Origin of the sequence: Prauserella sediminis (genome assembly GCF_014195435.1) — a bacterium.
In the GTDB taxonomy this organism is placed as follows: domain Bacteria; phylum Actinomycetota; class Actinomycetes; order Mycobacteriales; family Pseudonocardiaceae; genus Prauserella; species Prauserella salsuginis.
In genome coordinates, this window is sequence record NZ_JACIBS010000002.1 from 396214 (window position 1) to 417759 (window position 21546).

Sequence of the window (21546 nt, forward strand, 5' to 3'; positions counted from 1 at the left end):
TCAGCTCGCGGTGTAGCCGCCGTCGACGAGGTGGTAGCTACCGGTGACGAACCCGGCCGCGTCGCTGGCCAGGAAGGCCACGAGGTGTGCCACCTCCTCCGGTTCGGCCATCCTGCCCAAGGCGTGCCTGCCTGCCAGGTCGCGCTGCGTGGCCTCGTCGAGCGCGTTGGCCACGGCCGGTGTGTTGACGAAACCGGGACCCACGGCGTTGACGCGGATCCCCCGCGCGCCGTATTCGAGCGCGGCGTTCTTGGTCAGACCCTGCAGCGCGTGTTTGCTCGTCACGTACGCCCCGTTGCCCGGGAAACCGACCGAGCCGAGCATCGACGACATGTTCACCACGCTGCCCCCGCCGTGAGCGACCATCACGGGGACCTGCGCCTGCAGCCCGTACAGGACGCCGCTGAGGTTCAGGTCGAGCACCGACCGCCACGACTCGAGCGGAAGGTCGGCCAGCTCGGCGGCCGCGCCGCCGATGCCCGCGTTGTTGACCGCGATCCGCAGCGGGGCGAGCTTCTCGGCCTCGGCCACCGCCTCGACATGGAAGTCGACATCGGACGCGTCGCCGACCAGGGCGGCCACCGTGCCGCCCGCGTCGGAGATCTCGCCGGCCACGGCCGCTGCCGCGTCGCCGTCGATGTCGGCGGCGACCACGGCCGCACCGTCGGCGGCCAGCAATCGCGCCACCGCACGTCCGATGCCGCTGCCGGCGCCCGTCACGATCGCCGACCGGTTCGCCACGTCGTAGGTCGCCATGTGTCCTCCTGTCCCCGATGCGTGGCACCGGTTCGTCCACCGTCTCGCCGCCGGCCCGATGCCGATCACGGCACTGCTCACCGTGCCCGACCGCGGCCCCGATCGCGAGGCGTGCCGGCCGCAGCCGGGTGCGCGAATCGACCCGACGTGTCGGGCGGCCGACGGTCAGGCGTGGTGCAGCGCGTGATACGCCTCGGCGGGAAACGCCGTCTCGGTGTCCCCGACGGCCAGGGCCCGGTAGGTCGCGATGGCGGCCTCCTCCAGGTTCATGGCCCGGCGGAACGCCATACCCACATCCGGCCCCATCGCCGAACAGCCGTGGTGGCCCAGGATCACGCAGTCGTGGACCTTGGCCTCGGCCGCGGCCGTGTCGGCCAGTTCGTCGGACCCGTTGGGGTAGTAGTCGGTGCGCCCCACCGACCGGACGTAGACGGCATGGTCCAATGTGAACAGCCGGACGGGGTGGCCGAGGGCGTCCACGAGCACGGCGTGCTGCGGGTGGATGTGCACCACCGCGTTCACGTCCTCCCGGACCCGGTAGGTGCGCTGGTGCAGCTTCCACTCGCTCGACGGCGACGGATGCCCTCCGACGACCTGGCCGTCGAGGTCCATTCTGGTGAAATCGCCGGGTTCGAGTCGATCGAGCCAGGTTCCGGACGCGGTCACCACGAACTCGCCGGAGCCGGGGAGTCGAGCGGAGAGATTGCCTCCGCTCGCGAGCACGAGCCCGCGTTCGACGGCCATCCGGCCGACATCGATGAGCTGCTCGACCAGTTCGTCGACCGTTCTCGCCTGCTTCATGCCCCACTCCTTCTGTTCCGGGATTCGCTGTTCTCGGCCGACGTGTTGCCTGCTGCCGGGTCCACGAGGGCGGTGGCCGTCTCGGCGTCGGTCACGACCATGTTCATCAGTCCTGCGCGCAGCGCGGTTTCCAGCGCCCGCACCTTGTGCGGCCCGAACGAGACGGCCACCCGGTGCGGAATCGCCGACAGCTGGTCGAGCGAGAGCCCGACCACCCGCCCGTCCACGTCGCCGGACACGGCCCTTCCCTCGTCGTCGAAGAACCGGGCCGAGATGTCGCCGACGGCGCCGCCGGCCGTCAGCTGCCGCTGTTCGGACGGGCCGAGCTCGTCGATGAGGAGCCCCGCGCGCGGCTCCATGCCGCCGACGCCCGCGATCAGCAGGTCGGCGTCGGCGGCGCGGCGCATCGTCTCCTGCACGCCGGGGTCGGAGCGGAACGCGGCGGCCGTTTCGGGCGACGAAGCCAGGATCGGGGCCGGCAGATGGTAGGTCCGCGCGCCGAAGGCCGAACCGAGTCGCAGCGCCACCTCGTGCGGGTTCATGCCGCGTGAGATGCCGCCCCAGCTGCCCGCCAGCGGGACGAATCCGAGTTCCGGCGCCGGGTCTGCGTGCACGTGCGCGGCGGTGGCCGCCACGCTGGACGACAGCCCCACCGCGACGGTTCCCGACGTCGGCACGAGCGCGCGCAGGCATTCCGCCCCTGCCATGCCGACCGACTCGGTGGTGCGCCGTTCGTCGGCGAAGCTCGGGGCGATCCACACCTGTTGCAGCCCGAACCGGCCGACGAGCGCGGCCTCCAGGTCACCGAACGGGCTGGCCGAACTGTGGATCGTGATCTCGACGATCCCCGAGCGGCGCGCATCGGCGAGCAGCCGTGTCACCTTCACCCTGGACAGTCCGAGCAGGTCGCCGATCTCCTGGTGGGTCATGCCGTGCTGGTAGTGCAGGCGGGCGACGCGGCCCTGCAGTTCTCGCGACTCCATGCCGTGAACATCCGTTCTTCTGTATGACCGTACGTTCACACCATCCTGCCGTGCCGGCCGGAGCGCCGTCGACCGCCGCGCCCGCGTGTCGCGCGCACCGGCACCCGGCTCCCCCTCCGGCGACGCGCCGGCCACCACGGCCCCACCGGCGGTGCTCACGACGTCGCCACCTCGTCACGACCGGACGAACCCTCCACATCGGGCGTCTCGTCCGCATCGGCCGACTCGAGCTCCGGCGCGCGCAGGCCGAAGGTGAGCGCGATGCCGACGGCGTAGAGTCCGGCGAGCAGCCACATCATGCCGCCGACGCCGAACGGCCCGAGGAACGCGCGGGCCAGCAGCGGACCGGTCGCGTTGCTCAGCCCGGCACCCAGGTTCAGAATCGCGACCGCCGCGGCCTTCTGCGTCGGGGCCAGCAGCGGCACGATCGCGCTGAGCGGAACATAGGCCGCCATCGCGAGGCCGAGCAGGATCGCCGCGATCATGGCCACGGGGAAGTTGGGCCCGAGCCACTCGGGCAGGTAGTACATGCCGAGCACGGTGATCACGCAGCCGAGTCCGCCGAACCACGCCACGACGTTCACCGGGCCGATCCGGTCACCGAGGTACCCGGCCAGCACGTTGCCGATGATGTTGGCGAAGAGCATCGTGCCCCAGATCGTCTGCCACTGCGGCAGCGAGAACCCCACCTCGTTGACCATGTGCGAGGCGAGGAACACCGGGAACGCGTAGAAGCACAGCGTGTTGATGATCCGCACGACACCGCCGAGGCCGACCTTCGGGTGCGTGCGCACCACCGTGAGCCCCCGGGCCACCTGCCGCAGGTTCGCCCACGCGCCGGCCTCGGCCTCGTGCCGCCGCGTGCGCACGAGGAAGAGCACGATCACGCCGCCGGCCGCGACGAACACCAGCGACAGCCACATCGTCGCCAGTTCGCCGACGAGCGGGATGACCGCACCGGCGAAATAGGAGCTGAGCACGCCGAGTCCGGCGGTGGAGGCGAACCAGTACCAGCCGACGGCCCTGCCGATCACGGCCTTGGGCGTGTCCATGGTGACCCAGACCAGGAACCCGTACGCGAAGAACGGATACCCGATCCCGCGGACGCCGTAGGAGAGCAGCATCACCTCGTAGTTGCCGGCGACGACGCCGAACCCGAGGAAGACGATCTCGAACGCGACCCACACGGTGAAGCCGATGAGCATCACGCGCCGCGGGCCCCACGCCTCGGCGAGTGCTCCGGCGAGCCATGCGGCGACCGCGACGACGACGCCGTAGACGCTGATCAGCGTCGCGACTCCGGCGGCACCGAAACCCCGGGACTCCAGGTACGGCCCCAGGAAGCCGAGTTCGATCCCGTCGCCGACCATGAACAGCAGAAGCGCGAGATATCCCCAGGCCAGCGATCGGACGATGCCCTGCCGTTCCAGCCAGCCTGCGAAACCCGTGCGTGGTTCCCCGGTCACCTCTGCCATCGCGAACTCTCCTTTGAGCTCCGGCTGAACATCTGTTCACTCCCGTGCACTTGCGATCGGCAGCGTGACCCGAGGGCGGACCGCTGTCAAGTGACCCCGAGCGAGTTGACCACCGGAAGCTTCACGTCGTAGCGTGACTGAACGACGGACCAGCGGAGTGAACTAATGTTCAATTGGTTCGCTGAGTGGGTTCACCGGGCGGGATGCGCCGGGTGGGTCACGACGTGGGTTCGACCGGAGCGTGTTCGACCGGACACGTGCCACCGAATGCGTTCACTGGAGAGCGGATGAGTCAACCCCCGGTCGCCGTGGTCGGCATCGATGCGGGAACCACGGCCGTCAAGGCCACCGTGCTCACCACCGACGGCGCGGAACTCGCCACGGCCCGGGCCCCGGTGCACGTCGCCCGGCCCGGTCCGGCGCAGGCGGAGCAATCGATGACCGAGCTGTGGCACGCCGTGGTCCGCACCGTGAGGGAGGCCCTGGAGACGGCAGGCGACGTCGACGTCGCCGCCGCGGGCGTCACCGGGCAGGGCGACGGTGCGTGGCTGCTCGACGAACACGCCGAACCGGTGGGCCCCGCGATCCTCTGGCTCGACGGCCGCGCCGCCGACCGGGTGCGCGCCTGGGAACACGACGGAAAGGCAGCGGCGGTCCGCCGCACCACCGGTTCCACCCTCTTCCCCGGCGCGCTGCCGGTGTTGCTGGAGGAACTCGAGGCGACGCGGCCGGAACTGCTCCGCCGGGCACGGCACCACGCGAACTGCAAGGACTGGATCCGCTCGCAGCTGACCGGCGTGCTGACGACCGACGCGTCCGAGGCCTCGCGTACCTATGTCGACACGGCCACCGGCACCTACTCCGACGAACTCATCGACGCGCTGGGGCACCGCCGATTCGCCGAGCTGCTGCCGCCCATCGAGGCGGCCGGCTCGCACCGGCCCCTCACCGCGGCCGCCGCCGACACGTTGGGCCTGCCGGCGGGCATCCCCGTCGTGACGGGGCTGGTCGACACCGCGGCCGGCGGCGCGGGTCTCGGCGTGAGCGACCCGGGTCAGTCCTACGCGATCATCGGCACGACCGCCTTCCTCGGCACCGTGCACGCGACGAGAGCGGACGTCGGCACCGACGTCGGCATCACGCTGGCCACCGGGCAGGACGGCGCGGTGCTCGAATGCCTCTGCCCGATGTCGGGCACCCCGAACCTCGACTGGGTGCGCGACCTGCTCGGCCGAGGCGGGCAGAGCTGGGAGGCGGTCGAGGCCGAGGCGCGTGCGGTCTCCGCGGGCGCAGGCGGCGTGCTGTACCTGCCCTACGGAGCCGAGGCCGGTGAGCGCGCCCCGTTCGCCGATCCGCACGCCTCGGCGAGCTGGCTGGGCCTGTCCACCGAGACGACGCCCGGTCAGCTGCTGCGGGCCGTGTACGAGGGAATCGCCTTCAGCCTGCGGGAATGCCAGGAGGCGCTCGGTGTCGGCGGAACGCTGCGCCTCTGCGGCGGAGCGGCCACGAGCGGACTGCTGTGCCAGATCCTCGCCGACATCACCGGATGCACGATCGAACGCGCCTCCGCCGCCGAACTCGGGGCGCGCGGGGTCGCCGCCCACGCGCTCGCCGCGATCACCGGAACCGAGGTCCAGGCGGCCGCCGCGCGACTGCTCGGCGAACTCGACGTCTTCCGGCCCGACCCCGGCCTGCGCACCGCCTACGAGACCCGGTTCGCCGCGTTCGTCGCCGTCCGCGACGCGATCCGTCCACATTGGCCCGACCTGCGGGGCCTGCGCACCCTCGGCGACGACCCGTCCTCCCCAGCGAGCACGTCCGCCGGGGACGAACACCCGTCCCCCACTCACAAGGAGCTTGCCTGATGCCCTCTTCGACCGCCCCGCGCGTTCTCGTCACCGCCGCGTTCGACCAGCGCGTCGCCGACGAACTGGCGGCCGATTTCGACCTCACCGTGGTCCCGCCGTCCGGCACGGGACGTTCGCTGGCCGAAGCCGGACTCGACGACGAGCTCGCCGCGGCCGACGCGGTCGTGTGTGAACTCGACGTACTCGACGAGCCGTCGCTGGCGCTCGCCGGGAATCTCGGGCTCGCCGTGTCGTGCCGGGCGGCGCCGGTCAACGTCGACCTCGAGGCGTGCAGCAGGCGGGGCATCCCGGTGGCCACCACGCCGGGCCGCAACGCCGACGTCACCGCGGATCTCACGTTCTCGCTCCTGCTGTCGGCACTGCGCAACACCGCCCGTGCCGAGGCGTGGTTGCGGACCGGGGCGTGGACGAGCGACGACGTGTTCGAGCCCTATCGCGCCTTCCGCGGTCTGAGTCTCCGCGGGCGCACCCTCGGCATCCTCGGCGGCGGTGCCGTGGGCCGCCGGGTCCTGGCCAGGGCACGGGCGTTCGGCATGCGCGTGCTCGTCTACGACCCCTATCTGCCCGCCGACACGTTCGGCGACGACGCCGCGGTCGTGCCGCTCGACGAGTTGCTGGCCGGTTCCGACGTCGTCACCGTGCACGTCCCGCTGATGGAGTCGACGATCGGACTGCTCGGGGCCGAACAGCTCGCCACCATGCGGCGCGGCACGTACCTCATCAACGCGGGCAGGGCCGCCGTCGTGGAGGAACAGCCACTGATCGACGCGTTGCGCAGCGGGCACCTAGCCGGCGCGGGCCTCGACGTGTACTGGACCGAGCCGCTTCCGGCCGATCACCCGCTCCTGTCACTGCCGAACGTGACCCTCACCCCGCACATCGGCGGCGCCTCGGACGACGTGATCGTCGAACACTCACGGCTCGCCGCCGGTGCCCTGCGCGCCTGGCGGGACGGCAGTCCGATCCCGTCGGTCGCCAACGCGGCGACCCTGCCCGCACGGGGCTGACCCGCCCAGCGGCGGAAGCCGGGTGTCAGCGCGCGGCGGCGGGCGCCTGCGCCCCGGGTTCGAGCGCCCGCGGCGCGGGTGTCAACAGCGCGATCACCCCTGCCAGCGCGGCGGCGAGGCCGGCGATCACGAAGATCACGGTGTAGGCGGTGATACCGGGGTATGTCACGCCCCCGACCCGGACCACGACCCCCGCCGTCACGGTGGCGACGACGGCGCTACAGCTCGACGTGCCGATCGACCGGCACAGCGCGTTGAGACTGTTGGCGGCCGCCGTCTCCGACTGCGGCACGGCACGCATGATCAGCGCGGGAACGGCACCGTAGGCGAGAGCCGCGCCGATCGCCGGGACGGTGATCACCACGATCACCGCCACCAGCGCGTCGTGCACCGCGACCCGGGCCAGGTTGCCCACGGCGAGCAGCGCCGTGCCGGCCACGACCGTCACCTTCGGGCCCCATCGGCGGGAGATGACCGCCGACAACGGCGAGAACGCGACCATGGCACCGCCCACGGGCAGTAGTGCGAGCCCGCTGGCCATCAGCGACAGGTCGAAGCCGTAACCGGTCCCCGCCGGCGCCTGCAGCATCTGCGCGCTGACCATGAACGAGGCGAACATCGCCACGCCGATCAGCACGGACGCGATGTTCGTCAACAGCACGGCCGGCCGGGCCGACACCCGCAGGTCGACGAGCGGACCTCCGGGCAGGCGCAGTTCGTACCAGCCCCAGCCCACGAAGATCACCGCGGCGGCCGCAAGCAGGAGCAGCACCTCCGGGCTGGCCCAGCCCCAGGTGCTGCCGCGGGAGACGGGCAGCAGCAGGCACAGCAGTGCCGCCGACAGCCCCACCGCCCCGCCCAGGTCGAAGCGGCCACCGCTGCGCACCGGCGATTCCGGCACGAGCATCGCCACCAGTACGAGCTGCAGCACGGCGAACACCGCCGCCCCGGCGAACAACCAGTGCCAGTCGGCGTACTCGGCGACGAACCCGGTCAGCGGCAGGCCGATCGCCCCGCCCGCGCCCAGCGTCGAACTCATCACGGCGATACCCGTGCCGACCCGTTCGGGCGGCAGCTCGTCACGCATGATGCTGATGCCGAGCGGGATGACGCCGATGGCGACCCCCTGCAGGCCGCGCGCCGCAAGCACGACGACGAACTCGCTGCTCACGGCGCCGAGTGCGCTGCCAGCGGTCATCGACCCCAGCGCCACGAGCAACATGCGCCGCTTGCCGTACATGTCGCCGAGCCTGCCGAGCACGGGCGCACACACGGCGCCGGTCAGCAGGGTGATCGTGATCAGCCACGCGGCGTTGGACGGGGTCGTGTCCAGCAGGCGTGGGAACTCGGGCAGCAGCGGTACGGCCAGTGTCTGCATCAGGGAAACGGCGATCCCCGACGCGGCGAGCACGGCGACCACGGACCACGGCGCGGACGTTCGGGCCACGGCCGGTGTCCTCCGTTTCACTCGATGTCCGGCGCATCACGCACGGGTGAGGACGCCGACGATGTCAGCCGACCGAGTAAACAGGTTTCGCCCGCGACCGTGCAAGACGAGTGTTGTGGACCACGCTCGACAATCATGCTCATCATCAGGACAGTTGACCGGAGCGCTTCGGTGGGGACCTGACTTACAGGTGAACCTGACTGGGAACTCTGGACAGAAGCACCTGTCGACCGCGTATCGTTGTGCTAATCTATCATCACCATTCGCATAGAGGAGACGACATGGCGACGGACACCGTCCCCTCCGACGCGCGGCCGCTGGCCGGTGTACGGGTGATCGAACTCGGCTCGATGTACGCGGCGCCGACGACCGGCCGCATGCTGCGCGACTTCGGTGCCGATGTCGTCAAGGTCGAGGACCCGTCCGCCGGTGATTTCGCCCGGCAGTGGCAGCCGGCCCACAACGGCACCGCCATCGGGTTCGCCCGGCTGAACTCGGGCAAGCGCTCCGTCGGCATCGATCTGCGCACCCCGCGCGGCCGCGACGTGGTGATGCCGCTGATCGACGAGGCGGACGTGCTTATCGAGAACTTCCGCCCAGGACGGCTCGAGAGCTGGGGCATGGGCTTCGACGACCTCGCCGCGCGCAATCCGCGCCTGGTGATGACCCGGGTCAGCGGGTTCGGTCAGACCGGCCCGTACCGCGAGCGTCCCGGTTTCGGCACGGTGGCCGAGACGGCCAGCGGCTACGCGTTCCTCAACGGCTGGCCGGAGACTCCGCCGACCGCTCCCCCGTTCGGCTTCGCCGATTCGATCGCCGGCATCTCGGCCGCGTTCGGCACGGCGATGGCGCTGTACCGCCGTGAGCTGTCGGGACACGGTTCGGAGGTCGACGTCGCGCTGTACGAACCGCTGATGTTCATCCTCGGCGACGCGGTGCTGAACTACACCTCGTCCGGCACGATCATGCAGCGGCACGGCAACGCCTCGGGTGCGGCCTCGCCGCGCGGGATCTACCAAGCCGGCGACGGCGGCTGGCTGTCGATCGCCGCGTCCAACCAGGCCATCGCGATGCGCCTGTTCGACGCCATGGGCATGCCGGAGCTGAAGACCGACGACCGGTACGCCACCAACACGGCGCGCATGGCCAACAACGAGTCGCTGCAGGCGCTCGTACGCGAGTGGATCGGCGCGCGGTCCCGCGACGAGGCGTTGGCGATCCTCGACGAGCACGAGGTCGTGTCGGCGGCGGTCAACGACGCGAGCGACATCGCGGCGGATCCGCACTTCCTGCAGCGCACGCTTGTCGACCTCGCGGGAAGCGCCCTCGGCCCCGCCATGATGCCGGGGCCGATCCTGCACGTACGCGACACCGACCGGCCCGTCTACGAGGGCGTGCCCGCGGTCGGCGAGCACACGGGCCAGGTGCTGGCGGGGGAACTGGGCATGCCGGCGGACGCGCTTTCCGCGTTGGCGGCCGACGGGGTGATCGGCGCCGTGGCCGGCGAGACGCTCGGCACCGGCGCGGACCCCAGCGGTGCGGCTGCGGCCACTGCGGGCGGGACCGCCCGAGCCGGCGCGCACACCGGTGGCGCGGACGCCGGCGGGGTGGCAGCCAGCGGGGCGGCGTGATGACACAGCCGCTCCGGCCGCGCAAGACGGCCATGCTCGTCGCGCAGCGGATCGTCGCCGACATCCACGAGCGTGGCAACACGGTCGGCGAACGGCTGCCGCCGGAGCGGGTCATGCTCGACGAATACGCCGTGGGACGCGGCACGCTCCGGGAGTCGCTCCGCTTCCTCGAACTGCAGGGCGTGATCTCGCTGCGGCCCGGCCCCGGCGGCGGGCCGGTGGTGGAACAACCGGACGCCTCGAGCCTGGCGACAGCGCTGACGCTGCTGCTGCAGTTCGAGAACGCCCCGTTCCGCACGATCGCGGAGGCACGGACGGGCCTGGAGCCGATGATGGCGCAGCTGGCCGCCGAGCGGATCGGAGACGAGTCGCTGGGCCAGCTGAAACTCAGCGTCGACACCATGTACGCGCAGCTGGACGACCAGCACGTGTTCCTCGCCGAGAACAAGCGGTTCCACGACATCATCGCCCACGGCAGCGGCAACGCGATGTTCGGCTACCTCGTCGACGCCCTGCTCGGCATCCTCGACGGGTCGGCGATCGGCATCGACTACCCGAAGGTGCGGCGCACCGCGGTACACAAGGCGCACCTGCGGATCTACGAGGCGATCGCGACCCGCGACCCGCAGGCGTCCTCGGCCGCGATGGCGCACCATATCGAGGAGTACGTTCGGTACGCCGAACGCAAGTTCCCCGACATCCTCGCCGCACCGATCACCTGGACGCAGCTGACCTGAGGGCCGCGACGTTGTCGCGCCCCCTGCACACCGTCAAGCCGGCAGTCCCAAGGCCTCCGCTGTCGCGGTTCCGGGCGGGGCCGTGTGAATGAGGATACGTCGCCCGTCGCCATCGGGAGCGTGGAGGACTTGGTATTCGACATCGAGGTCGCCGAGGTCAGGATGCTTGAGGTGCTTGGTGCCTCGGGTGCAGCGGCGTACGGGGTGTTCGGCCCAGAGTCGGGCGAACTCGCTGCTGGTCACGCACAGCTCGCCGACCAGTGCCTGGACTGCCGCATCGTGGGGTGCAGCCGCGGCGTGGAACCGTAGGGAGGCGACGGCGAGAGAGGCCTCTTCCTGCCAATGCCGGTAAAGCTCCCGGGTGGCGGGATCGGTGAACAGCAGCCGGTGGGTGTTCCACGGCCCGGAGTCGTTCAGGTGCGAGAAGAACAGTTCGAAGGCCAACCGGTTGTAGGAGAGGACGTCGTTGGTCGCTGAGAGCGCGATCGCAGCAGCTCCGGGCATGTACTCGACGAGCCGGTCGAACGTGAACGTCATCCCCGCTTCGGACTCCGCAGCGGCGGTGGAGCTGTGGATGAGTTGGGCGGTTCCGGCGATGTTGTGCAGGTAGCTGGTGGCGTCGTCGTCCAGGTTCAGAGCACGTGCCAGCGCGGTGATGATCCCGGAAGAGGGGTTCACGGCTTCGCCCTGTTCCAGCCGGATGTAGTAGTTGACGGAGACCCCGGCGAGTTGAGCGAGTTCTTCCCTGCGGAGTCCGGGAACGCGGCGGATGGTGCCGTAGGACGGGATGCCTGCCTGGCCGGGCGTGATCCGGGCCCGGTGAGCACGCAGGAAGTCCCCGATCGGATTCGTTCTTCCTTGCTCTCCGGTCGTCTGGCGAGTGCACTGGACCGTCATGGCCTTCATCCTCCCAAGGCATCCCGTCGGCGTCGTGATCGGTGACTGCCCCTCTCAGTGGTAGGCACATCAGAGGGAAGGCTCTGACTCGTGCTGCGGGTCACCGTGGGCCTGTGACACACACGAACGACACCACTTCCCCAACGGCGGCCGCAGCATCCGGGTCCGAATCCACCCCGAACAGGGGTACGGCAGCCGCGGCACTGCTGGCGCTGAGTATCGGCGGGTTCGGCATCGGGCTGACCGAGTTCGTCATTGCCGGGCTACTCACGGAGGTCGCCACCGACCTGGACGTCACCGTCAGCCAGGCGGGCCACCTGGTCGGCGGTTACGCCTTGGCCGTGGTTCCCGGCGCGGTGGTGATCACCCCGTTGCTGATGCGCCGGCCGCCGAAGTACGCGCTGGTATTGCTCGTCGCCTTCTTCGTCATCGGCAACACCCTCTCGGCATCGGCCCCGAACTACGAGGTGATGCTCGCCGGCCGAATCATCGCCGCCCTGGCTCACGGCGGCTACTTCGGTATCGGCGCAGTCCTGGCCGCCTCTCTGGTGCCGGTGCACAGGAAAGCCTCCGCCGTTGCGGCGCTCTTCGCCGGGCTGACCGTCGCCAACGTCCTCGGCGTCCCGGCCGGAGCATTCGTCGGCCAGCAGCTCGGCTGGCGCTCGGTGTTCTGGCTCATCTCTGTCGTCGGCATCATCGCCCTGGCCGGGCTGACCACTCTGGTGCCTCGGACCGATCCCGAGCAGAACCAGCTCCCCATCGGTCAGCAGTTCCGAACCCTCGCCAGACCTCAGGTACTGACGTCGTTGTTGACCACCGCCCTGGTTTTCGGCGGTATGTTCGGGACCTTCACCTATGTCGAACCGTTGCTGCGAGACGTCACGGGCTACTCCGCGTCGGCGATCCCGTGGCTCTTGGTGCTCTTCGGCGTGGGGCTCTTCGCAGGCAACCTCATCGGGGGCCGGGCAGCCGACCGGCACCCCGACAATTCCGTGCTGGCGCTCTCGATTCTGCTGCCCGCCGTCATGCTCGGCCTCGGCTCGGTCGCCACCCTTACCTTGCCCACCGCGGTCATGCTGACGCTGCTGGGTGCGGTCGGTTTCGCCACCGTCCCAGGACTGCAAGCACGCGTGCTTCGCCACGCGACCGGTGCAGCCACCCTGGCCTCCGCAGCCAACATCGCGGCGTTCAACCTGGGCAACACCATCGGCGTCAGCCTTGCCGGTGCCGCCATCGCCGGAGGCCACGGATTGCGCAGCCCCACCGTCACCGGAGCGGCGCTCACTCTGCTCGGACTGGCCCTGGTCGTTGCCGCGCGCCTCTCGACACGCCACAAGAACTCCCCGCGCACGCCGGTCGATTCGTCGCGAGTGCGAGCCTCAGCACCACGCCTCAGCGCCACGGTGAGTCGATGTCCAGTACGCGGGCGAGGGTGCCGCCGAGCACGGACTTCGTCTCGTCGTCGGTGAGCCCGAGGGCGTCGATGGCGGCGATCTCGGCACCCGGGTCGGCCATCGGCCAGTCGGAGCCGAACACGATCCGTTCCGCGCCGTGGTTGCGGATCAGCCTGCGCACCCGTTCCGGGCGGAGCGTGTTCAATCCGGGCGGCCACGACGTCTCCAGCACCACGTCGGCGCCGGAGAGCATCTCCTCGGCGTCGTCGAGGATCTTGTAGCCGCCGAAGTGGCAGGCCATCAGTCGCAGTTCGGGGAACTGTTCGGCGATGTCGGCGATCATCCGCGGACTGGAGAGGTTGTTGGTGCGGGCGTCGGCACTGCCGGCGCCGACGTGGGTGATCACGGCGATGTCCGGGCCGAACGCCTCGAGGATCGACCACAGCCGCGGATCGTCGAGCGCGTAGTTCTGGAACAGCGGATGGATCTTCACGGCGCGGATGCCGTGCCGGCGCAGGCTCGCCAGGTTCTCCTCGACCGACAGGTCCACGTGGACCGTGCCGACCGCGACATGGCGGTCGCTGGCCGTTCCGGCGACGAACCGGTTGACCGAGTCGACGTGCCTCGCCTCGGCCGCGATCCCCAGACAACAGCTCATGTCGACGCCACTGCCCGCCATGGTGGAGGTCAGGCCGCCGACGGTGCCGTCGCCGCGCGGGGTCAGCCCGGGCAGCCGGTTACCCGCGAGAGCCGCCGCGGCGATCTTGTCGGGCCAGACGTGCGTGTGCGCATCGATGATCATGGCTGTCACAACTTTCCGGATTCACCGCCGTCGACCACGAAGACCGAGCCCGTGGTGAACGGCGAGCGGGCGGACACGAGCAGGCAGACGAGCGGCATCAGTTCCTCCGCCTCGGCCATGCGGCCGGCTGGGATCTTCTTGACCCTCCGGGCCAGCAGATCGGGCGATTCGAGCACGGCGCTCTGCGCATCGGTCGCGAATGCTCCCGGGGCAATGCAGTTGACCTGCACTCCCTTGCCCGCCCACTCGGCGGCGAGGGATTCGGTCATTCGCACGACGGCGCCCTTGGACGTCGAGTAGCCGACCAGGTGCGGTTTGCCGCGCACTCCCGTGGTGGAGGCGACGTTGACGATGCGGCCGCTCCCCTGGGCGATCATGTGCCTGCCCGCAGCCTGGGCCAGCAGCATCGGCGCGATCACGTTGACGGCCATGGTCTCCTTCCACACACCCGGATCCTGGTCGACGAACTTGCCCGCGGGCGCGATGCCCGCGTTGTTGACGAGCGCGTCGATCCGGCCGTGCCGGGCCACCACGGTCTCGACGAGGGCAGTGACCGCGTCCTCGTCGCGCATGTCGACCGCTTCCGCCGTGATCCGCCCCTTCCCGCGTGCGGCGACCTCGGCGAGACTGCCGGTGCTGCGCGCGGCGGCCACCACGGACGCCCCTTCCGCGGCGAGCGTCGTCGCCATCGCCGCGCCCAGCCCGCGGCTGGCACCGGTGACGAGCACGACGGCGCCGTCCAGTCCGAAGTCCATTCAGGACACCTGCTTTCCGGCCTGCTTCTTCGCGGCCTCCTTGCCGAGCCTGCGGGCAAGCGAGTCGAGCAGCACCTCGGTCGCCCCTTCGTACACGCGCAGCGGGCGCGCGTTGCGATACAGCCGTTCGATCTTCGAACCGCGTACCAGGCCGAACCGGCCCATGCTCTGCACCGCACGGTCGGCCGCGCGGCCCGCCGCCTCGGTGGCCACGACCTTCGCGATCGACGAGTAGTCCAGGTGCGACAGCGGATCGGTCCTGGCGAGCGATGCGGCGCGGTAGGTCATCGCCCGGGCACTCTCGACGTCGGCCCACGAGGAGGCGATGTTCTGCCCGACCGCGCCCAGTTCGAGCAGCGGCCTGCCGAACTGGGTCCGCGTCGTGGCGTGCGCGGTCGCCTCGTCGACCGCGGCCTGCCCGAGTCCGACGCCCGATCCGGCCACGGTCACCCGGAACACGGCGAGGGTCTGCAGCATCAGCGAGAACGCCTTGCCGGGCTCGCCCAGCCGGTTCGCCTCCGGCACCACCACGTCGTCGAACGTCAGCTCGCCGAGGATGTGCGGGGCGATGATGTCGGCACCCCGCTCGGTCTTCAGTCCCGCCGACGACGCGGGCACCAGCACCATCGAGTAGCCGTCGTCCTCCTTGCCGAGCACGCAGTAGAACGACGCGGCGCCGCCGTTGGTGATGAACGACTTGCGGCCGCGCACCACGAGATCACCGCCGCGGCGTTCGATCGTCGTCGTGATCGCGCGCAGGTCCGAGCCGACGTCCGGTTCGGTCAGCGCCAGCCCGGCGATCGCCTCGAGCGCCGCGACCTTCGGCAACCACTCGGCCTTCAGGTCCTCCGCGCCGCCGACCGACAGCGAGTAGCTGCCCACGCCCTGCATCCCGAACAGCGAGTCCAGATGCGCCGAGCTGTACATCAGTGCTTCCCGGACCACGGCGATGGACAGCGGGTCGAGCGTCTCGGACTCCCCGCCGTGGGCCGCGGGAACGACCTGCCTGGCCAGACCCGATTCCCGGAGCACGGCGGCGGTCCGCTCGTGCACGCCGGGACATTCGTCCGCCTCGGCGGCGAACGGGTCGACGGCCGCGGCCACCTCACGGGCCACCTGCTGAATTCTGCGGTGCCCGTCGGACAGGTCGAACAACTGCTCGGAAGCCACTGTCTCTCGCCTTTCACTAGTGCGCATGTGTTGTGGGCAGTGACGAAGTCGCGCTCGCCCGCACGTCCGCCGGCCCGCGCCGCCGCGGATTCTCAGCGTGGCTCCGGCGAGGACAGCGACGACGTGGTGAATTGGCATTCATGAGGCGTCGATCCCGGAGCCATAGCCTCGGTGGGGTTCTGCCACCCGCGCTGCTACGCAAGCCTGGCAACAACATTCTTCAGCGGCGTTGGTCGAAGCGGCGGCCGAGTAACTCGGAGACGATGCGGGTGCGTTGCATGGCCGGGGTGCCGCCGGCGATGGCCCAGCCGTGCGAGTCGCGGTGGAGTCGCTCGAGGCCGTACTCCTCGGTGTAGCCGTTGCCGCCGTGCAGTTGCATGCCGAGGTCGGTGACCCGTTTGGCCATCTCGTTGGCGGTGCATTTGGCGAGCGAAACCTTGAACGGGTCGGGCAGGCCGGTTCCCGCGCTGTCGGCCGCCTTCTCCAGCAGGGCGCGCGCCGCTTCGACCTGGAGCACCATGTCGGCCAGGTTGGTCTGCACGCTCTGGAACTCGACGAGCGGTTTGCCGAACTGTTCGCGTTCCTGCACGTAGGCCACCGTCCGGTCGAGGGCGGCCTGGGCGACGGCGAGGCTCATGGTGGTGTTGCCGAGCCGTTCGATGGAGAAGACGCCGAACAGCTTGCCGAAGCCGCCCGCGGGCACCACGACGTCCTCGGCGGGTGCGACGACGTCGTCGAAGATGACGTCGGCCGAGGGGATGCCGCGGAAACCCATGAGCTTCTCCTGGGCGCCGAAGCTCAGGCCCGGAGCGGTCTTCTCGACGACGATGCCGCCGATGCCCTTCGACCCGGGCATGTCGGACAACCGGGCATAGGTCAGGTACAGGTCGGCCTCGCCGCCGTTGGAGATCCACCGTTTGGTGCCGTTGATGACGTAGGCGTCGTCGACGGGCTTGGCGGCGGTGCGCATGTCGGTGGCGGCCGACCCGGCGTCCGGTTCGGAGATCGCGACCGCCATCGTCTTCTCGCCCGCGATGATGTCGGGGAGCCAGCGTCTGCGCTGATCCTCGGTGCCGAGGTGGTTGATCACCTGCGCGGGGCCGGTGTTGGACTCGAAGACCTGGAACGCAGCGGGACGGCACACCTTGCCGAGCTCTTCGATGACCGCCAGGGCGTGGCTGATCGGCGCTCCGGACCCACCGAACTCCTCGGGAAGGGCAATGCCCAGGAAGCCCAGTTCGCCGAGGCGTTTGCGCTCCTGGACCGGCAGCGGCCTGCGCTCGGCGTCCAACTCGTCGGCCATCGGGGCGTAGACGTCCACGGCCACCTGCGCGGCGAGCCGGCGGATCTCCCGGATGTCATCGGTCATCGTCGACCTCCTTGGTTGTAATCATTATCCTGGTTTATCCACCGCAGTTGTCAACAGGCGACCGGATGACACCGCCCCGACCGCCGGGAAGTTCGCACACTCCCGACGTCCGAGCCGGCATCGTCGACGGCGAACATGGACTTAGACATGCATATCATGATAAGTAATTACCCATGATTCCAGCGCGGCAAGTCAGCGACGTCGTCCTCGTCGACGCGGTCCGCACCCCGATGGGCAAGGGCAAACCCGGCGGTGCACTCGCCGGGGTGCACCCCGTCGACCTGCTGGCTCAGACGCTGACCGGGCTCCTCGACCGCACCGGCGTCGACCCGGCGACCGTGGACGACGTCCTCATCGGCTGCGTCTCGCAGGTCGGCGAGCAGTCCGCCACTCCCGGCCGCATGGCCTGGCTCGCCGCTGGCCTTCCCGAACACGTCCCCGCCACCACGATCGACCGCAAATGCGGATCCGGCCAGCAGGCCGTGCACTTCGCGGCCCAGGCGATCATGGCCGGCTCCTACGACATCGCCATTGCGGGCGGTGTGGAATCGATGAGCCGTGTCCGCATGGGATCGGCGCGGCTCGATGCCGACCCGTACGGCGACGGCGTCGCCGAGCGCTACTCCCCCGGCCTGGTCTCCCAGGGCGTCGCCGCCGAACTGGTCGCCGCCCGGTGGAAGCTCGACCGCGCCGAACTCGACGAGTACTCGGCCCGCTCACACCATCGGGCGGCGGCCGCGCGCGAGGCGGGCGCCTTCGCGCGCGAGATAGTCCCGGTCACCACACCCGACGGCACCGTCACCGAGGACGAGACGATCCGGCCCGGCAGTTCGGCCGAGAAACTCGGCGGTCTCGAACCGGCGTTCCGAACCGAGGCGAAGAGCGCCCGATTCCCCGAGATCGGCTGGCACATCACGCCGGGCAACTCGTCGCAGATCACCGACGGCGCGAGCGCGCTGCTGCTGATGAGCGCCGAGAAATGCGCGCAATTGGGACTCACCCCGCGGGCCCGCATCCGCGCGATGCACGCCTGCGGCGACGATCCGCTGCTCATGCTCACCGCCCCGATCCCGGCCACCCACCGCATCCTCGAGCGCTCCGGCATGGCACTGGCCGACATCGGTCACGTCGAACTCAACGAGGCGTTCGCCCCGGTCCCGCTGGCCTGGTTGCGCGAGTTCGCCGACGAGGGCGCCGACGAGGCACGGCTCAACCCGCGCGGCGGCGCGATCGCGCTCGGGCATCCGCTCGGCGCCTCCGGCGCCCGGCTGATGACGACGATGCTGTCCGCACTCGACGACGGCGGCCACCGCTACGGCCTCCAGCTCATGTGCGAGGCCGGCGGCATGGCCAACGCCACCATCCTCGAACGACTCTGACACCCGAACGACTCTGAGACTTCCCCACGCCGCGGCTTTCCCACGCCACAGCTTTCCGAACGCCGCAGCTTCCCGCAGCTCCCGCACGCGACAAGGAGAATCACCGTGGACCTCACCGACAGCTCCGTCGTCGTCACCGGCGGCGCCTCCGGCCTCGGCCTGGCCAGTGCGACCCGGCTGGCCGACCGCGGTGCCCACGTGGTGGTGCTGGACCTGCCGTCCTCCGAGGGTGCGGCCGTGGCCGACAAGCTCGGCGGCACGTTCGCGCCCGCCGACGTGACCGACGCCGACCAGGTGGAATCGGCCGTCGACACGGCCGTCGCGGCGGCCCCGTTGCGGGCGGTCGTGCACTGCGCCGGGCGCGGCGGTGCGCTGCGGTTGGTCGACCGCGACGGCAATCCCGGGTCGATGGACATGTTCGACACCGTCGTGAAGACCAATCTCTACGGCACCTTCAACGTGCTGCGGTTCGCCGCCGCACGGATGGCGCGCAACGAGCCGGTCGAAGGCGAGCGCGGGGTGTGCGTGTTGACCGCGTCCGTCGCGGCCTACGAGGGCCAGATCGGCCAGCTGCCGTACGCCTCGTCGAAGGCGGGCATCGTCGGCATGACCCTCGTCGCGGCGCGGGACCTGGCCTCCAAGCAGATCCGCGTCACCACGATCGCCCCTGGCCTGTTCGACACGCCGATCCTCGCGCGCCTGCCCGAGGAGGTGCGCGACTCGCTGGGCAGGACCATCCCGAATCCCAGCAGGCTCGGCATCCCGGGCGAGTACGCTCAGCTGGCGGAACAGATCATCGACAATCCGATGCTGAACGGCGAGACGATCCGACTCGACGGTGCCATCCGCATGGCACCGCGCTGATCAACCCAACGCCGATCAACCCAACGCCGACCAGCCAGCGCCGATCAGCCAGCGCCGACCGAACGGCGCCGACCTCGTGGAGCGTGCAGTGACCGATTCCGTGACCGACGAACCCGAGCTCCAGGTGAGCGAGCGCGGCCGCGTGCTCGTGCTGACGATGAACCGGCCGAAGGCGAAAAACGCCGTGTCGCTGGCCATGGCGCGGCAGATCGCGGAGGCCGTCGACGAACTCGACCGCAGACCCGACCTGTCGGTCGGCGTCATCACCGGTGCGGGTGGCACGTTCTCCGCGGGCATGGACCTGAAAGGGTTCGCCCGCGGCGAGATCCCCGTCGTCGAAGGCCGCGGGTTCGCCGGGCTGGTGCAGCAACCGCCGACGAAGCCGCTCATCGCCGCGGTCGAAGGCTACGCGCTGGGCGGCGGGTTCGAGATAGTGCTCGCGTGCGATCTCGTCGTCGCCGCGGGCGGGGCGTCGTTCGGGCTGCCCGAGGTCAAGCGCGGCCTCACCGCCGGCGCGGGCGGATTGCTGCGACTGCAGGAGCGCATCCCGTACCACCTCGCGATGGAACTCGTGTTCACCGGACGGATGTGGCCGGCCGCCGACGCCGCGGACGCCCGGCTGGTCAACAGGCTGACCGGTGACGGCGAGGCGCTCGACGGCGCGCTGGAACTGGCCGACACGATCGCCGAGAACGCCCCGCTGGCGCTGGCCGCGTCCAAGCAGGTGCTCGTCCGCTCCGCCGACTGGCCGCTCGACGAGAAGTTCAGCAAGCAGAACGAGTTTCTGGATCCGGTGCGGAAGTCGGCCGACGCCCAGGAGGGCGCGGCCGCTTTCGCCGAGAAGCGCAAGCCGGTGTGGCGGGGTGAATGACCACCCCGGATCGCTAACCACACCGCCGTCCGGACACCGCACGTAACAGGGCCGCCGATCCACTGTGGATCGGCGGCCCCTCCGTCTGACGTCCCCACCCGCCGGCACGACGACCCGGCGGGTGGGGCGTCTCAGTAACTGCGGGGCAGTCCCAGCACGTGCTCGGCGACGTAGTTGAGCACCATCTCCTGGCTGATCGGTGCGATCCGCATCAACCGCGCCTCCCGGAAGTAGCGCTCCACGTGGTACTCCTGGGCGAAGCCGTACCCGCCGTGGACGCTGATGGCCACGTCGGCGGCGTTGAATCCCGCCTCGGCGGCCAGATACTTGGCCTCGTTGGCCTCCTTGCCGCACGGGATGTCGTTGTCGATCATCCACGCGGCCTGTTTACACATCAGGTCGGCCGCGTCGAGCTTGATCTTCGCCTCGGCGAGCTGCCCCGAGATGAGCTGGTTCCTGCCGATGGGACGGCCGAACACGACGCGCTCGCCCGCGTAGTCGCACGCGCGCGCCAGCGCGGCCCTGCCCAGGCCGATCGCCGCGTTGGCCGAGAGCACGCGCTCCGCGTTCAGCCCGGCCAGGATGGCCGTGAAGCCCTCACCGACCTCGCCGATGACGTCCTCGTCGGCCACGAACAGGTCGTCGATGAACAGCTCGTTGGTGTCGACGGCGTTGCGGCCGAGTTTGGGGATCGGCTTGATGTCCACGTGGTCGCGGTCGACCTCGGCGAACATCAGCGTCAGCCCCCGCCTGCGACCCGCACCCTCCTCGCGCGGCGAGGTGCGGCAGAGCAGCATCATCCGCTCGGCCTCCTGGGCCTTGGTGATCCACACCTTCTTGCCCGACACCCGGAAGCCGCCGTCGACCTTGCGCGCCGTGGTCGACAGGTTCAGCGTGTCGGTCCCGGCGTCCGGTTCGGTGACGGCGAACGAGGTGTGCAGGTCGCCGTCGACCAGCCGCGGCAGGAACCGCTTCTTGAGCTCCTCACTGCCGTGACGGATGAGCGGCTCGAAGCCGAAGATGCCGATGTGGACACTGCTGCACCCGTTCATCCCGGCGCCGGATGCGGAGATCTCCTGTTCGACGATCGCCGCCTCGGTCACGCCGAGCCCGCCGCCGCCGTACTCCTCGGGCACGGTCAGTCCGAGCCAGCCGCCGGCCACGACAGCCCGGTAGAACTCCCACGGGAACTCGTGCGACCGGTCGTGGGCCGCCCAGTACTCGTCGCCGAAGCGGCCGCACATCTGCCGCACCGCCTGGCGGATGTCCTCGTGCGTCTCGTCGTAGCCGAATCCCATCATGGCCTCCTGAGCCGGCAGCCGCGGTCACCGATACCGCGA

General features: G+C 70.3%; 19 protein-coding genes. 8 read left to right on the forward strand and 11 right to left on the reverse strand.

What is annotated here, in order from left to right; translation table 11 throughout:
• From FB384_RS20205 to FB384_RS20220, 4 genes are all read right to left on the reverse strand, one after another.
• Window positions 1–756 (reverse strand): SDR family NAD(P)-dependent oxidoreductase, encoded by a 756-nt coding sequence (locus FB384_RS20205; RefSeq protein ID WP_183786324.1) that lies wholly within the window; start codon window positions 754–756, stop codon window positions 1–3.
• A gap of 165 nt (window positions 757–921) precedes the next feature.
• Window positions 922–1557: a class II aldolase/adducin family protein gene (locus FB384_RS20210; RefSeq protein ID WP_183786325.1), complete on the reverse strand. Its 636-nt coding sequence runs from the start codon at window positions 1555–1557 to the stop codon at window positions 922–924.
• The gene (locus FB384_RS20215; protein WP_183786326.1) at window positions 1554–2540 is read right to left on the reverse strand and encodes a sugar-binding transcriptional regulator; all 987 of its coding nucleotides are present in this window, start codon (window positions 2538–2540) and stop codon (window positions 1554–1556) included. Before FB384_RS20215 ends, FB384_RS20210 begins: the two co-directional genes overlap by 4 nt.
• 155 nt (window positions 2541–2695) lie before the next feature.
• Complete coding sequence (locus FB384_RS20220; RefSeq protein ID WP_183786327.1) at window positions 2696–4015, reverse strand: MFS transporter; 1320 nt, start codon at window positions 4013–4015, stop codon at window positions 2696–2698.
• 287 nt (window positions 4016–4302) lie between these two features.
• Here FB384_RS20220 and FB384_RS20225 point away from each other — a divergent pair, with 287 nt between their 5' ends.
• Window positions 4303–5880: an FGGY-family carbohydrate kinase gene (locus tag FB384_RS20225; protein WP_183786328.1), complete on the forward strand. Its 1578-nt coding sequence runs from the start codon at window positions 4303–4305 to the stop codon at window positions 5878–5880.
• On the forward strand, window positions 5880–6890 hold the full coding sequence (locus FB384_RS20230) for an NAD(P)-dependent oxidoreductase (protein ID WP_183786329.1): 1011 nt from the start codon (window positions 5880–5882) through the stop codon (window positions 6888–6890). Before FB384_RS20225 ends, FB384_RS20230 begins: the two co-directional genes overlap by 1 nt.
• Before the next feature lie 25 nt (window positions 6891–6915).
• Here the strand turns inward: FB384_RS20230 and FB384_RS20235 are convergent, their stop codons facing one another.
• Window positions 6916–8337: an MFS transporter gene (locus FB384_RS20235; RefSeq protein ID WP_323985355.1), complete on the reverse strand. Its 1422-nt coding sequence runs from the start codon at window positions 8335–8337 to the stop codon at window positions 6916–6918.
• A 281-nt stretch (window positions 8338–8618) separates the two neighbouring features.
• On the opposite strand from FB384_RS20235, the gene FB384_RS20240 reads away from it, so the two are divergent.
• Window positions 8619–9968 carry a CaiB/BaiF CoA transferase family protein gene (locus FB384_RS20240; RefSeq protein WP_183786330.1) on the forward strand — a complete coding sequence of 450 codons (1350 nt, stop codon included), beginning with the start codon at window positions 8619–8621 and terminating at the stop codon, window positions 9966–9968.
• Window positions 9968–10705: a FadR/GntR family transcriptional regulator gene (locus FB384_RS20245; protein WP_221213397.1), complete on the forward strand. Its 738-nt coding sequence runs from the start codon at window positions 9968–9970 to the stop codon at window positions 10703–10705. Before FB384_RS20240 ends, FB384_RS20245 begins: the two co-directional genes overlap by 1 nt.
• A 33-nt stretch (window positions 10706–10738) precedes the next feature.
• On the opposite strand, the gene FB384_RS20250 is transcribed toward FB384_RS20245, so the two are convergent.
• Window positions 10739–11602 (reverse strand): helix-turn-helix domain-containing protein, encoded by an 864-nt coding sequence (locus FB384_RS20250; RefSeq protein WP_228726489.1) that lies wholly within the window; start codon window positions 11600–11602, stop codon window positions 10739–10741.
• Window positions 11603–11841: 239 nt separating this feature from the next.
• Here FB384_RS20250 and FB384_RS20255 point away from each other — a divergent pair, with 239 nt between their 5' ends.
• Window positions 11842–13071 carry an MFS transporter gene (locus tag FB384_RS20255; protein WP_407676102.1) on the forward strand — a complete coding sequence of 410 codons (1230 nt, stop codon included), beginning with the start codon at window positions 11842–11844 and terminating at the stop codon, window positions 13069–13071.
• Here FB384_RS20255 and FB384_RS20260 read toward each other — a convergent pair.
• The 4 genes from FB384_RS20260 to FB384_RS20275 all read right to left on the reverse strand — a co-directional run bounded on the left by FB384_RS20260 (window position 12995) and on the right by FB384_RS20275 (window position 17092).
• Window positions 12995–13798 carry an amidohydrolase family protein gene (locus FB384_RS20260; RefSeq protein ID WP_183786333.1) on the reverse strand — a complete coding sequence of 268 codons (804 nt, stop codon included), beginning with the start codon at window positions 13796–13798 and terminating at the stop codon, window positions 12995–12997. The genes FB384_RS20255 and FB384_RS20260 overlap by 77 nt on opposite strands.
• A 5-nt stretch (window positions 13799–13803) precedes the next feature.
• Window positions 13804–14553, reverse strand: coding sequence for an SDR family NAD(P)-dependent oxidoreductase (locus tag FB384_RS20265; RefSeq protein ID WP_183786334.1), 750 nt, complete (start codon window positions 14551–14553; stop codon window positions 13804–13806).
• The gene (locus FB384_RS20270; RefSeq protein WP_258935992.1) at window positions 14554–15723 is read right to left on the reverse strand and encodes an acyl-CoA dehydrogenase family protein; all 1170 of its coding nucleotides are present in this window, start codon (window positions 15721–15723) and stop codon (window positions 14554–14556) included.
• 220 nt (window positions 15724–15943) lie between these two features.
• Window positions 15944–17092: an acyl-CoA dehydrogenase family protein gene (locus tag FB384_RS20275; RefSeq protein WP_183786336.1), complete on the reverse strand. Its 1149-nt coding sequence runs from the start codon at window positions 17090–17092 to the stop codon at window positions 15944–15946.
• Between the two features lie 173 nt (window positions 17093–17265).
• Here FB384_RS20275 and FB384_RS20280 point away from each other — a divergent pair, with 173 nt between their 5' ends.
• The 3 genes from FB384_RS20280 to FB384_RS20290 all read left to right on the forward strand — a co-directional run bounded on the left by FB384_RS20280 (window position 17266) and on the right by FB384_RS20290 (window position 20206).
• Window positions 17266–18471 carry a thiolase family protein gene (locus FB384_RS20280; RefSeq protein WP_183786337.1) on the forward strand — a complete coding sequence of 402 codons (1206 nt, stop codon included), beginning with the start codon at window positions 17266–17268 and terminating at the stop codon, window positions 18469–18471.
• 105 nt (window positions 18472–18576) lie between these two features.
• The gene (locus FB384_RS20285; protein ID WP_183786338.1) at window positions 18577–19335 is read left to right on the forward strand and encodes an SDR family NAD(P)-dependent oxidoreductase; all 759 of its coding nucleotides are present in this window, start codon (window positions 18577–18579) and stop codon (window positions 19333–19335) included.
• Window positions 19336–19423: 88 nt separating this feature from the next.
• Window positions 19424–20206 (forward strand): crotonase/enoyl-CoA hydratase family protein, encoded by a 783-nt coding sequence (locus FB384_RS20290; RefSeq protein WP_183786339.1) that lies wholly within the window; start codon window positions 19424–19426, stop codon window positions 20204–20206.
• A 131-nt stretch (window positions 20207–20337) separates the two neighbouring features.
• Here FB384_RS20290 and FB384_RS20295 read toward each other — a convergent pair whose 3' ends face one another.
• Window positions 20338–21507 carry an acyl-CoA dehydrogenase family protein gene (locus tag FB384_RS20295; RefSeq protein WP_228726490.1) on the reverse strand — a complete coding sequence of 390 codons (1170 nt, stop codon included), beginning with the start codon at window positions 21505–21507 and terminating at the stop codon, window positions 20338–20340.
• Between the last annotated feature and the right edge of the window lie 39 nt (window positions 21508–21546).